The 12,759-nt window shown below is 51.3% G+C and carries 8 protein-coding genes and 2 pseudogenes; 5 read left to right on the plus strand and 5 right to left on the minus strand.

Features of this window, described 5'->3' with window-relative positions:
• Positions 1-6 precede the first annotated feature (6 nt).
• The gene (locus P3339_RS19595; RefSeq protein WP_282951646.1) at positions 7-936 is read right to left on the minus strand and encodes a YbgA family protein; all 930 of its coding nucleotides are present in this window, start codon (positions 934-936) and stop codon (positions 7-9) included.
• Positions 937-1,215: 279 nt separating this feature from the next.
• On the opposite strand from P3339_RS19595, the pseudogene ydiJ reads away from it, so the two are divergent.
• The 3 genes and pseudogenes from ydiJ (at position 1,216) to P3339_RS19610 (ending at position 5,978) form a co-directional block, all read left to right on the plus strand.
• Positions 1,216-4,251 (plus strand): annotated as a pseudogene (ydiJ, locus tag P3339_RS19600) (D-2-hydroxyglutarate dehydrogenase YdiJ).
• A 73-nt stretch (positions 4,252-4,324) separates the two neighbouring features.
• Positions 4,325-5,059 carry a tetratricopeptide repeat protein gene (locus P3339_RS19605; protein ID WP_282951647.1) on the plus strand — a complete coding sequence of 245 codons (735 nt, stop codon included), beginning with the start codon at positions 4,325-4,327 and terminating at the stop codon, positions 5,057-5,059.
• 517 nt (positions 5,060-5,576) lie between these two features.
• Positions 5,577-5,978 (plus strand): 3D domain-containing protein, encoded by a 402-nt coding sequence (locus P3339_RS19610; RefSeq protein ID WP_020411928.1) that lies wholly within the window; start codon positions 5,577-5,579, stop codon positions 5,976-5,978.
• Positions 5,979-6,097: 119 nt separating this feature from the next.
• Here the strand turns inward: P3339_RS19610 and P3339_RS19615 are convergent, their stop codons facing one another.
• On the minus strand, positions 6,098-6,631 hold the full coding sequence (locus tag P3339_RS19615) for a hypothetical protein (RefSeq protein ID WP_020411927.1): 534 nt from the start codon (positions 6,629-6,631) through the stop codon (positions 6,098-6,100).
• 212 nt (positions 6,632-6,843) lie between these two features.
• The gene (locus P3339_RS19620; protein ID WP_020411926.1) at positions 6,844-7,104 is read right to left on the minus strand and encodes a hypothetical protein; all 261 of its coding nucleotides are present in this window, start codon (positions 7,102-7,104) and stop codon (positions 6,844-6,846) included.
• Positions 7,105-7,302: 198 nt separating this feature from the next.
• On the opposite strand from P3339_RS19620, the gene trhO reads away from it, so the two are divergent.
• Positions 7,303-8,307, plus strand: a complete 1,005-nt coding sequence (trhO, locus tag P3339_RS19625; protein WP_020411925.1) for an oxygen-dependent tRNA uridine(34) hydroxylase TrhO — start codon at positions 7,303-7,305, stop codon at positions 8,305-8,307.
• Positions 8,308-8,312: 5 nt separating this feature from the next.
• Here the strand turns inward: trhO and P3339_RS19630 are convergent, their stop codons facing one another.
• On the minus strand, positions 8,313-8,705 hold the full coding sequence (locus P3339_RS19630) for a hypothetical protein (protein WP_282951648.1): 393 nt from the start codon (positions 8,703-8,705) through the stop codon (positions 8,313-8,315).
• 664 nt (positions 8,706-9,369) lie between these two features.
• Positions 9,370-10,483: pseudogene (gene apbC, locus P3339_RS19635) on the minus strand (iron-sulfur cluster carrier protein ApbC).
• A 233-nt stretch (positions 10,484-10,716) separates the two neighbouring features.
• Here apbC and metG point away from each other — a divergent pair.
• Complete coding sequence (gene metG / locus P3339_RS19645) at positions 10,717-12,744, plus strand: methionine--tRNA ligase (protein WP_282951651.1); 2,028 nt, start codon at positions 10,717-10,719, stop codon at positions 12,742-12,744.
• The last annotated feature ends 15 nt before the right edge of the window (positions 12,745-12,759 follow it).

A 12,759-nucleotide genomic window follows, 5' to 3' on the forward strand; every position in this document is an offset into this window, starting at 1 on the left:
TAACCATCAACGAAACTCACACAAACCAAGTTCGGCTGGCTCTGCAGCAAGTAAGACCTGGCTATGGATAAAATGATGGGGACTCCGCGGTAAATAATGGCGCAGCATAGTAAGCACTGCCGATAAAGGTTTGCGCCCCTGGCGGTACTCATCAATAAGATGTGCCAACTCGGCCCGCTCTTCTTTGGTCAAATAACCTTTCAGGTGGCCCTGGCTATGCATCAGGGCATTAGTTCGATCCTTGCGGCTGGCTTGGTTGGTAAGAATTTCCATAATTTTTCCCCGCACTTCATAGGCAAATCGCTCAGCTTCCAACGCTCGGGAATTTGAAACAAACTGGCCAAGTGCACGTGTCTGTGGCTGGCTATGGGCCAACAGCAAGTACTTATAAGCGGTATAAAACTCGATCACGCGAGCCGGGCGGGGGTCGGAAGCCACGTAGCGATGCCAGGCATCGTAGGCAAAAACGCGGGTGAGGAAATTTTCACGTATATCACTGGCATTCAGACGCCCCACCTCTTCCATCGGCAAATGCGGAAAATGATGGCGTAAACGCGCGGCAAACAATCCAGAGTCATGGGCAAGTACCCCGGTTCCATCCACCTTGTAATGGGGCGTGGTGCGAATGCCACAACTGGGAGACTTCTGCATCAGAATAAAACCGCGAAGATTTTCCACTTCTGGTACTACCTGATCCGCATAGTGCTCCAGTGACTCTGTCACATCCAGGGTGGTATCCTCTCTTCCCACCGCTCGCAGGCGGTCACTCACAATGAGATGAATAGGTGGTCGAGGCACTCCCATGCCAATTGCCACTTCCGGACAATAGGAATGGAGCTCGAAGCAATTGCTCAGCAGCTGAGTGCAGACTTTACTGTGCTTGTGACTGCCGTTGTAACGCACTGGGTCCCCCACCGCGCAGCGACTAATTCCCACAGGGATTTTCTTAGGCAGTAGATGGATATGCATAGTTATGGTGCGCAGAAAAATTTCATGTATCTTTTTTATAGCCTGCGGCAATTAGTTATACAAGCTTCCTCTTTGTATAACTTTTTCGGCACCCTGGATTTAGCGCTATGCCGCTTGCGCCCACCCACACCGCAGCTACAATGCAGAGCCGCATTCCTACCGAGCGGCCAGGCTTTAAGTTGTTACCTGCCTTCCACTCCGGTCTTGTATGCGGCCTTCACCTCCCCCGAAAGTACGGATTAGCTCATGATTCCAGCATTGCGCGAAGTCGACGAGGTTCAAGCGCTCTATTTGCAGTTTTTGCAAGAACTGACAGATGCGGGTTTCCGCGGCGATACCACCCCCAGTTACGCCAGCCGCACGGTCCTAGCCACCGATAATTCCATCTATCAAGTGCTGCCACAGGCAGTGGTGTACCCCCGTGATAGCCGCGATTTGCAGCTGCTGGCCTCGCTGGCAGATCAGAAAGAGTTTCACTCTATTGTGCTCTCTCCTAGAGGTGGCGGCACTGGCACTAATGGCCAGTCACTCACTGACGGACTGGTAGTGGATATCTCCCGTCATATGAATCAAATCCTGGAAATCAATGCAAAAGAATGCTGGGTGCGAGTGCAGGCTGGCGTAGTTAAAGACCAGTTAAATGCCGCCTTGAAACCCCATGGTCTGTTTTTTGCACCTGAGCTATCAACCAGTAACCGCGCCACCATCGGCGGCATGATCAATACCGATGCCTCAGGCCAGGGCTCCTGTGTTTACGGTAAAACCCGCGATCACGTGCTCGAGCTGCATACAGTACTCATGGGGGGAGCTGTGGCACTCCTCTTCCATAGAGGAAACAGAGCTACAAAAAATATGTCAAGAGGACAGCCGCTCCGCAAAGGTACACAAAACCTGTGATGACATCGCCAGGGAAAAAGCCGAATTAATTGAACAGAGGTTCCCCAAGCTCAATCGCTGCCTTACTGGTTATGACTTGGCCCATATCCGCGAAGACGAGCGCTTTAACCTCAATAGTGTACTCTGCGGGTCCGAGGGGACCCTCGGTTTTATCGCTGAAGCGAAACTAAACCTTCTACCCATCCCCAAGTGCGTAGCGCTAGTCAACTTGAAGTATGATCACTTCCAGGAAGCACTGCGCGATGCTAATGATTTGATGCGCGCGGGGCCCATGTCTATCGAAACGGTAGACAGTAAAGTCCTGCAGCTGGCCATGGAAGATATCGTATGGCACAGCGTGAGCGAATTTTTCCCTCAGAGGGTCGCCCAGTCAAAGGTGTCAACTTGGTGGAATACGCTGCAGACACAGAAGAAGAGCTGGAGCATGCACTAAGAACATTCACTGGGCACATTGATGAGACCATAGGCCGACCGGGTAAAAGCTTCGGCTATTCCATCGCCCGCGGTCACACGGAGGTCAACCGGATATGGGCCATGCGCAAACGAGCGGTAGGCCTATTGGGTAATGCCCAAGGGGAAAAACGCCCGATTCCATTCGTGGAAGACACCGCCGTACCGCCCGAAAACCTGGCAGATTTTATTGCTGAGTTTCGCGTAGTATTGGATAAAGCCAACCTCGACTATGGCATGTTCGGTCATGTGGATGCCGGTGTATTACATGTGCGTCCAGCTATCGATATGAAAGATCCTCAGCAGGCCGCACAAATTCGCCCAATCACCGATCAGGTCGTGGCACTTACGCAAAAATACAAGGGGCTACTTTGGGGGGAACACGGCAAAGGCATTCGCTCCGAGTATGCACCAGAATTTTTTGGGGAACTGTATCCCGAGCTGCAAAAAATTAAATCCGCTTTCGATCCACGTAACCAGTTTAATCCCGGCAAAATTGCCACGCCTGATGACAACTCCAGCCTGCTGAAAATTGATGCGGTAAACACCCGCGGAGAACTCGACCGACAGATCCCAGCCCAGGTATGGGAGGGCTATGATGAAGGCGTGCACTGTAATGGCAACGGCGCCTGCTTTAACTGGAACCCCGATGAAGCGATGTGCCCGTCCTATAAGGCCACCCGCAATCGAATCCACTCTCCCAAGGGGCGCGCCTCTCTAATGCGCGAATGGCTGCGGCTGTTAAGCAAGCACGATGTAGATGCTGTAGCCAGCGCGCGCAAGTACCGCGAGCGCTCCTTTTTTGTCGGCCTGCCCAAACGCTTCATCAATACCCTGGCTAAAACCCGCGGCGAATACGACTTCAACCACGAAGTGAATGAAGCCATGCAAGGCTGCCTCGCATGTAAGTCCTGTGTCGGCCAATGCCCAATCAAAGTAGATGTACCGGAATTCCGCAGCAAGTTTCTCGAACTCTATTACAGCCGATACCTGCGTCCGATAAAAGATTACGCCGTCGGCGGACTGGAATTTCTGATGCCGCATATGGCAAAACTGCCACAGCTCTACAATTGGCCCTTAAAACTGAAGCCGGTTTCCTTCTTAATGGAACGTATTTTCGGCATGGTAGATAGTCCTCAGTTATCGCAGAAAACTCTGCAAGCCAGTGTGCGTGAACTCGGCGTGCCTACTGCCAGTAAAGCCTGCCTGGAAACCCTGGGACCGTCCCAGCGCAGCCGGGCGGTAATCATCGTGCAAGATGCTTTCACCAGTTATTTTGATGCTGAAGTGGTGGCCGATATCTTGCGCCTGCTCAAACAGTTGGACTTTGTACCGATACTTGCTCCCTACCGCGCCAACGGCAAACCCTTGCATGTGCATGGATTCCTGCGCCAGTTTCAACGGGTTGCCGAGGGTAATAGCGAGATGCTCAACAATCTGGCGGACAGTGGCATACCTCTTGTGGGGATAGACCCCTCCATGACTCTCACCTACCGCTCCGAGTACAAAAAACTCCTGGGCGAACAGGCACCGAAAGTCCATCTTTTACAGGAGTGGCTGGCACAGCAAGAAGAACACCTATACAAACAACGCGAGCGGGTGCGCCCAGCCAGTTTTCAGCTCTTGCCCCACTGCAGTGAACAAACCAACGCCACCGCTTCTTTGAAGGATTGGCAGGAGGTTTTTGCCACCCTCGGCCTGGAACTGCAAACCGAAAGTCTCGGCTGCTGCGGAATGGCGGGCACTTATGGCCACGAGGCCACACACAAGGATACCTCGCAAGTAATATTCCAGCAGTCATGGGCACCCAAACTTAGTGGCGGCAAGGGCAACCAACTAGCCACCGGTTATTCCTGTCGCTGCCAAGCCAATCGCTTCGCAGGTGTCAGCCTGCGCCACCCTCTGCAAGGACTCCTGGCACAACTCAAGAACTAGGGATTTACTGACGTAAGGGGCCTACGAAAGTGGGCCTTGTTACCGTCAACCGGGCCAGATTGCGGAAATCCTTATGCACAGAAATTTTTTCAGTTTTCAGATCCTATTTTGCGCCCTTCTCACCCTTGCGATACTAGTGCCCGCTATATCGATCACACAACAAGCCCAAATCGAGAAGCTCGACTCGCACAGCAGCACCCATGGCGCTGTTACCTGGGTGAATGAAGCTGAAACTCTGGCTCGTAAAGGGGAATACGGTGCCGCTCTGCCCCTTTATGAAAAAGCTATCTCCGCACTATCCCCTTACCCAGCACAGCAGCAGGCCCTGCGTTATCGCTATGGCATTGTGTTAAATGCCCTGGGAGCAAAATCCCGCCCTGATCTCTACCCTCTGGCTCGCGCCCAGTTTAAATCTGTATTGAATTACCTGGACTCCGGTGCTGAATTGCCACACTCTGCTGCCAGGGTACGCTCAGCTATGGCACACACCTACCATCGCCAAGCAGCCAGCGAGGAAACCATAACCCAACGTGCCCACCTACTAAACACCGCTTACCTTCTTTATAAGAGTGCTATTAACGGGCTATCGGCTCAGGAAGAGTGGCATAACCTGGCCATTACTTACTTCAATATCGGACAGGTATGTGAGTGGCAAGGAAATCTGGAAGAAGCTATCGCATGGCTGGAGAAAGCGGTACAACTAGATCTTCAATACAAACTCCCTGATCTGAAAGAGGATGCTGACTATCTCGCCACATTGCGTCAGCAGGTGGAACCTATTGGTCAGAACCCCGAAACTACTCTTTAGCCTTCGACAAAAATGCTCTTTAAGCCCGAACCGGCCATATGAATAATTAGTCACACCATTTCATAACCCTATATCTCTCCAATATGAAGGTTTTGAAGGTCTAGTCACAAATAGTTACAGAGAAATTTTTTACTTTTTTGCTGCTAATTAGAAAGCCGATCCTCGTACCGCCCAGCAATATTTAGAATGACATCGCTGTCAGGTATATTTTTGATATTGAAATTATTTCCCTCTGAAAGACCTTTTTAATTCTTTTTTAGAGTAAAAAATTTCCATATTATGCTTTTAAAATTTCTATTTTATCTATTTATTTAACAAATAATTCCAAAGTTTTTATGCCCGCCTCCGTTCTGCTGGTGATCCTGTCATCAAATAAGAAAAAGTTGATACCTCCTAAATCGCCGGTAATATAACCAGCGTTGATTAAATATTGATCAACGATTTCCAAAAACACTTGGAAATTTCACAAGCGCCTCTTGGCTTGTGACCATTTGATTCCTGGAGGTAATGGGACATCATGAAACAGACTCTGCGCAATACAGCTTTTTTCATCGCCGCTCTTCTTGCAATTGGTGTAAGTGTCAACGCGTCCGCGGCAATCAAGAAAACCATGATCGTTGATGCAACCGCCTATAACTCTGTACCAGGACAAACTGACAGCGACCCTTGGGTTGCCGCCTGGAACAACCGCCTGCGCCCAGGCGACAAAATAATCGCCGTATCCCGTGACTTGGAAAAGCACGGCCTGACGAACGGTGCCAAAGTACAAATTGAAGGTCTGCCCGGTACTTACACTGTGCGTGACCGTATGAACAAGCGATTTACCAACCGTATTGACGTGTGGATGGAAAAAGATATTCGCAAAGCCCGAGCTTGGGGCAAGAAAAAACTGAAGATTGTTTTCGAACCTGTTAAGTAAGCAGAACTGATTTCAACGACCCTTTTGGCCCCGCCCTCCAGCGGGGTTTTTTTATTGTGCGATACCTTGCTATTAAAAGCACAGATGAGCCTAAGGGCTTATATTCTTTTTAAAAATCCCTAAGGCTCCATTTCTGCAAAGATACCCTTCAACTCCCGACAGTCTTCATTTTCAAGATTAAAAATACCCGGCTGCTGGTTCTCGTTATAGCGATGTTCTAGTCCATTATCACCCAGCACTATCAGATACTCCGCTTTGACCCACTTGTCACCAGTGAAGTATTCCGTAAGCCACAGTAAAGAAGCTTGCCCTTCATAACAGTAGCCATAAAACATCCGGGTTTTCTCTACCAGTTTTTTGGTCATGTAATCGATATAGCGACCTGGGTAGGTATAGCGGTCAGAACCTATCGAGCCCAGCAATTCACCACCACCCTCCTCCTGTCGGGGGATCTGATGAATATAAATTGCCAAATTCTCATCACAGTCCACGCAATAGCGCCCAGCTACAATGGCGTAACCATGTAGTTCTGAAATCAGACGAGCTTCCTTGAGGCCTGTATTAAGCAGCTGTTTATCGGAAAGAATTAAGGTTTCAGCAGAAGCTGGCAGAATGCACAAAGATAGAAGAGGCAATACGCAGCGCAGTTTCATCGGCAGGGTAACCGCTGGCTAGGTAGCACCGCCGGAGACAAAGACTACACAGTTGCCTCGCGACGGCGCGGTGATTGGGTGTGCTGTCACACAGTCGCGATTCCCTTCTCACCTTAACCATAGCAGTAAAAGTCGGTGGCACCTCAAAAGCCGGTGGGTTTGCCGGCTTTAGACGGGGCGCAGCCTCCCGCGTGATGTATGAAAAGAACTACTCACCAATGACCATCTACCTCCTGTACCGGGCCTATAAAGGCCGTAATGCCCTCCTCACGCAGAGCATCCATCGCCTCATCCAGGGCCTCTTTCTCAGTCTCGAATGAGTCTTCCCACACCGTGGAGTTATTATTCTCATCGACGATTTCAAGTAGCCAGCCGCCCTCTCCATCCTCATAAATATCAATTTGGACAGAAACCTCGCCCTCGCGGTAGACCTGGCTTAACTCCGACTCTTTCGGTGCAAATTCTTCGCCCATGGGGTTCGCCTCGCTGTGACCCTTATATTTCGGCCAGAACTTTGACAATTTGCAGCCTCCCGGTCAACCACAAATCTGTGTTGGGGCAAGCTATGAACTGCTTGCTAAATGTACGACAAGCTGTTTTTTTTGCGATAAAATGCGCGGCGATTTTTTATGCTCCGGATTTACGCTCCGGCCCGCAAATGAGGAAGTACCATGGATCAATTTGTTGTATGTGCACTCTATAAGTTCGTCACCCTGGAGGACTTCGAGTCTCTGCGCGCCCCTCTACTGGATGTCATGCTGGAACACAGTGTACGCGGCACCCTACTTCTGGCCAGCGAGGGCATTAACGGCACTATTGCCGGTTCCCGCGCGGGCATAGACACTGTCCTTGCCCACCTAAGATCTGACAAGCGTCTAGCCGAACTGGAATACAAGGAATCCCTTACCGGCGAGATGCCTTTCCTTCGCAGCAAGGTCAAACTGAAGAGGGAAATTGTCACTATGGGTGTGGAGGGTATTGATCCTCTCCGCGTGGTGGGGACCTACGTCAAACCCAAGGACTGGAATGCCCTGATCAGCGACCCAGAAGTCGTTTTAGTCGACACTCGCAATGACTATGAATTCCAAGTCGGTACTTTTAAGGATTCAATCAACCCAAAAACCGATACTTTCCGCGAATTTCCCCGGTACGTAAAAGAAAACCTGGACCCGACCAAACACAAGAAGGTCGCCATGTTCTGCACTGGGGGCATTCGCTGCGAGAAGTCCACAGCCTATATGAAAGAGCAGGGCTTTGAAGAGGTGTATCACCTGCACGGCGGGATCTTGAAGTACCTCGAAGAGGTGCCCAAAGAGGAGTCCCTATGGGAAGGTGAGTGCTTTGTTTTCGACGAGCGTGTTACTGTCAACCACGACCTGGAACGCGGGCAGTACGACCAGTGCAACGCCTGCCGAATGCCAATCACTCAGGAAGACCAGAAGTCCCCACTGTTTGAACAGGGGGTCAGTTGCCCACACTGCCACGACAAGGTCAGCGATGCCGATCGCGCCCGCTTCCGCGAGCGTGAAAGGCAGATTCAACTGGCCAAACAACGGGGCGAAAAACATATGGGACAGGATGCCCGTGACCTGACCTCAAATAAACGTCTGCAGAAAAAAGAAGAGCGCCGACGACAGGCTGAAGCCCAGCGCACACAGATCCAGCAGCAGGCTTAAAATAACTAGAACGCGACAGGCCTGACAGTTCCCTTATTTTGGGTAAGCCAGGCCTCAGCCTCGGCTTCGGCGACAAATTCCCGCGAGCTATGTCTGCATAGGCAGGTCCCCTGTGTCGCCAGCGGAGATGTACAACGACTGCGTGGATGCAACACAGCTATATAAGCACGTCGCAATACCGGATGCTCCGCGATGTAAGTAGTAAATTTCCGCTGCTCCTCTAAAGTGACTTTCGAACGCGCATAGCGCAGGTCCAAAAGTACTCGTAATGGCACCCTGTGGCGGTATTTTTCCACAAGCCGGGCTGCAGCTTCCATTTTCTCCGCAAAACCAACCGGCCCATAAAATAATACCCGCGCAATACCCCCTATCGGTCGATAGCTGATTTGAAAATTCATTGATATAAGCACCCGCGCTTTTGTCTTTGTTATTTTTATCGACTACAGCTTTTGCAATGCCTTTTATGAGCCTCACCTGCAACTATGGCTAACGCAGCTGCTGGGGACTTTTCGCACACTCCTGAAATTATCACTTTAACCCGACAAATTTGTGCTGTTCTGCCGGATCGTCGAAATTTCTTATCACGCAATCTATATCGGCCTTTTGCCCTCCCTGAATTGTGAAGCCTTGGCAGAATCACTGACTAATAGCTATGACGACCACCAGCATAAATACAGCATAAATACTTAATTTTTCTTAAATAGGTATAAATGCTCCTTAACACAATCATCAATCTCAGTGCAGAGCAAATGCCCCCTAAAATACTGCAAATACGGACAACCTCCCTTTAAGCTTCTAAATAAGGCAACCTACAGTGATACCCGTAAATTACGAAAAATATTTTAATTAAAAGGTTGAGGCACTGTTCGGCCAGAACTCACAAACCGACAGTTGATACGTAATGGCCGGGTATAATACCCGGCCATTGATTTAGGCACCTTTCACACAACAGAAAATTCCATGGAAGGCACACCGGAGAGGCTCAATATAGGGATTTTTACCACCGCGAAAAACCACAATAATAAAAAAATTAATTCTTTGTGATCAATATCGCGAATGGGTTCAACTAATTTCGATTTCTGGAACGTCCTCCTCGCTACTGGCATTGAGCCAGACTTGAGCAGCAGCTTTACGAGCAATTTCCCGATAAAACCCAGCAATCTCCCCATCTGGATCTGCGGTAACGCTCGGACAGCCACTATCGACATCTGCACGGATTTTTTGTGCCAACGGCAACTCACCAAGTAAATGTGTATCGTATTCCTCAGCAATGCGTTCACCGCCACCAACGCCAAAAATCGGTTCGCTGTGACCACATTTGGAGCAGGTGTGCAGTGCCATATTTTCGACGATACCAAGTACAGGCACAGAGACCTTACGGAACATCTCTACTCCCTTGATGGCATCTTTCAGCGCCAAGTCTTGGGGGGTAGTCACTATAATCGCCCCAGCTAGAGTCGTTTTTTGTGCCAAAGTCAGCTGAATATCACCTGTGCCGGGCGGCATATCCACAATCAGGTAATCTAGCTCTTCCTTTGCATCGCACCATAGAGTCTGGGTAAGGATTTGATTAAGAGCACCACTGGCCATCGGGCCACGCCATACAGCTGGGGTATCCTCAGTCATCAGGTAGCCCAGAGACATGGTCTCAATTCCCAGAGCATCCACCGGCACAAAGAATTTCTGCTCCTTTACGTGAGGACGTTGCCCCTCAGTACCGAGCATCGTAGGTAGGCTGGGGCCATAGATATCTGCGTCGAGTAACCCTACCCGGGCTCCCTCTGCCGCCAGCGCCAGCGCCAGGTTTACTGCTGTGGTGGACTTCCCCACCCCCCTTGCCAGAGGCTACCGCAACGATATTTTTTACCCCTTGCAGTGGCTCAGGGGCACTTGGCGATGAAGTCGCGGGGATATCACTGAAGAGCTCAAACTGCAGGCTGCTACCACCCAGGGGGCCACTTTTCAACAAGGGCTCACAGGCCTCTTTGACCCTTTTGTGCCAGGATTCCACCTGGCTCGCGCAAGGGTAGCCAAGGGTTATACCTACAAGCACTGTATCGCCCTCGTAACCTACCTCAATGTCCGCATCCAACTCGTCCAGTAACAACCCACTGGCCGAGTCGTGCAACTGACCAAGGCATTCAGCCAGGCGCTCGAGTTCGGCCTGAACTTCCATTGATAGCTCTTCATGGTCGTGATGATCGCTCACGGTATCTCCCTCTTGGTGCTTCTTGTCTGGGATGCATTGTGTAGGATGAAACAGCCCAACGCCAGTGAATGGATCATTTCAACGACATCCCACATACCTCCCCGGCATAGCACAAATCTGCTATATTCCGCGGTCTTTTGACGTTCTCCGGCCGCTCCAGCGGAGCCCCCGGCCGCAACACCAAAGCGATGGAAAAACCGATGCCCGATACGCGCAAAATCCTAGTCACCAGCGCACTCCCTTATGCCAATGGCTCCCTGCACCTGGGCCACGTTCTCGAGTACATCCAGACCGACATCTGGTCGCGCTTCCAGCGTGCGCGCGGCAACGATTGCCTATACATTTGCGCAGATGATGCGCACGGCACCGCAATCATGCTCAAGGCCGAACAATTGGGCCTGACCCCGGAGCAGCACATTGCCAACATGCAGGCGGAACATGAGCGGGATTTTGCCGACTTCCTGATCGGCGTGGATAATTACCACTCCACCCATTCAGAGGAAAACCGCGAGTTGTCCTCTATGATTTATCAGCGTTTGAGCGACAATGGCCATATCGCCTCTCGCACCATCACCCAGGCATTCGATCCAGAGAAACAGCTATTCCTGGCAGACCGCTATATCAAGGGTACCTGCCCACGCTGTAGCACACCCGATCAATACGGTGATAACTGTGAGGCTTGTGGCGCTACTTACAGCCCCACAGAGCTAATCGATCCGGTTTCCGCCATCTCTGGCGCTACACCGGTGGAAAAAGAGTCCGAGCACTTCTTTTTTACACTGCCCGCCTTCACCGAATTTCTGCGTGACTGGACTCGCTCCGGTACCCTGCAGGATGAAGTCGCCAATAAGCTGGCCGAGTGGCTCGAAGAGGGGTTGCAGGAATGGGATATCTCCCGCGACGCACCTTACTTCGGTTTTGAGATCCCAGACGCGCCGGGCAAATATTTCTATGTATGGCTGGATGCTCCTATCGGCTATATGGCTAGCCTGAAAAATTACTGCGACAAGAACGGTAGCGACTGGCTGGATTATTGGAAGAAAGACAGCAATGCTGAGGTTTATCACTTTATCGGCAAGGATATCGTCAACTTCCACGCCCTATTCTGGCCGGCCATGCTGGACTCCGCAGATTTCCGCACCCCCAACAAGGTATGTGTGCATGGCTTCCTAACCGTCAACGGCAAGAAAATGTCCAAGTCCCGCGGCACTTTTATCAACGCCCGCAACTACCTGGATCACCTGAATCCCGAATACCTGCGCTACTACTTCGCCGCCAAACTCACCGCCGGAGTGGATGACCTGGACCTCAACCTGGATGATTTTATCGCCAAGGTGAATTCCGACTTGGTAGGCAAGGTAGTCAATATCGCCTCACGCACCGCCAAGTTTGTCAGTAAGGCCGGTGGCAAGCTCGCCACTGAACTGGCCGATGAAAAATTGTGGGACCAGTTTATAGAAGCCGCACCACGCGTTGCCAATTACTATGAGCAGCGCGAATATGCCCGCGCCATGCGTGACATTATGGCACTGGCCGATGCTGCCAATGCCTGGATCGCCGACAAAGCCCCCTGGTCCCTGGCTAAGCAGGAAGGAGCTGAGTCCGAAGTACTGGCAATTTGTTCTCAAGGCGTGAATATGTTCCGCGCGCTGATCACATGGCTCGCCCCAGTACTGCCCAACACCGCGCAAAAGGCGGCTGAATTCCTCAACAGCGGGCTGGAATGGAACAGTGCGATTACACCTCTGGTCGACCATGAGATCAACAAGTTCAAGCCGCTGCTACAGCGTGTAGAAAAAACCCAAGTGGATGCAGTGATGGATGCGGCAAAGGAGTCTCTGGCCCAACTGCAGGCCGAGGCCAAGGCCGCCACAGGCCCCCTGGCCGATGACCCCATTGCCGAGCAAATCCAGTTCGATGATTTCGCCAAGGTAGACCTGCGTATCGCCCTGATTGCCAAAGCAGAACACGTAGAGGGCGCCGGTAAGTTACTGCGGCTGACCCTAGACTTGGGCGGCGAAACACGACAGGTGTTTGCCGGCATCAAGAGCGCCTATTCGCCAGAAGAACTGGAGGGCAAGCATACGGTCATGGTAGCTAATCTGGCGCCGCGCAAAATGCGCTTCGGGGTGAGCGAAGGTATGGTGTTGGCCGCCGGGCCTGGTGGTAAAGACCTTTGGATTCTAGAGCCTCACGAGGGCGCCAAGCCCGGCATGCGAGTCATGTAATTGAATCTGGCGATG

Source organism: Microbulbifer sp. MLAF003 (genome assembly GCF_030012965.1).
In the GTDB taxonomy this organism is placed as follows: Bacteria; Pseudomonadota; Gammaproteobacteria; order Pseudomonadales; family Cellvibrionaceae; genus Microbulbifer; species Microbulbifer variabilis.

What these genes read in the sequence shown, in the direction of transcription:
- P3339_RS19605 (WP_282951647.1), top strand. Translation starts at nt 4,325, where the DNA reads ATGCACAGAAATTTTTTCAGTTTTCAGATCCTATTTTGCGCCCTTCTC.
- P3339_RS19610 (WP_020411928.1), top strand. Translation starts at nt 5,577, where the DNA reads ATGAAACAGACTCTGCGCAATACAGCTTTTTTCATCGCCGCTCTTCTT.
- P3339_RS19615 (WP_020411927.1), bottom strand. Translation starts at nt 6,631, where the DNA reads ATGAAACTGCGCTGCGTATTGCCTCTTCTATCTTTGTGCATTCTGCCA.
- P3339_RS19620 (WP_020411926.1), bottom strand. Translation starts at nt 7,104, where the DNA reads ATGGGCGAAGAATTTGCACCGAAAGAGTCGGAGTTAAGCCAGGTCTAC.
- trhO (WP_020411925.1), top strand. Translation starts at nt 7,303, where the DNA reads ATGGATCAATTTGTTGTATGTGCACTCTATAAGTTCGTCACCCTGGAG.
- P3339_RS19630 (WP_282951648.1), bottom strand. Translation starts at nt 8,705, where the DNA reads ATGAATTTTCAAATCAGCTATCGACCGATAGGGGGTATTGCGCGGGTA.
- metG (WP_282951651.1), top strand. Translation starts at nt 10,717, where the DNA reads ATGCCCGATACGCGCAAAATCCTAGTCACCAGCGCACTCCCTTATGCC.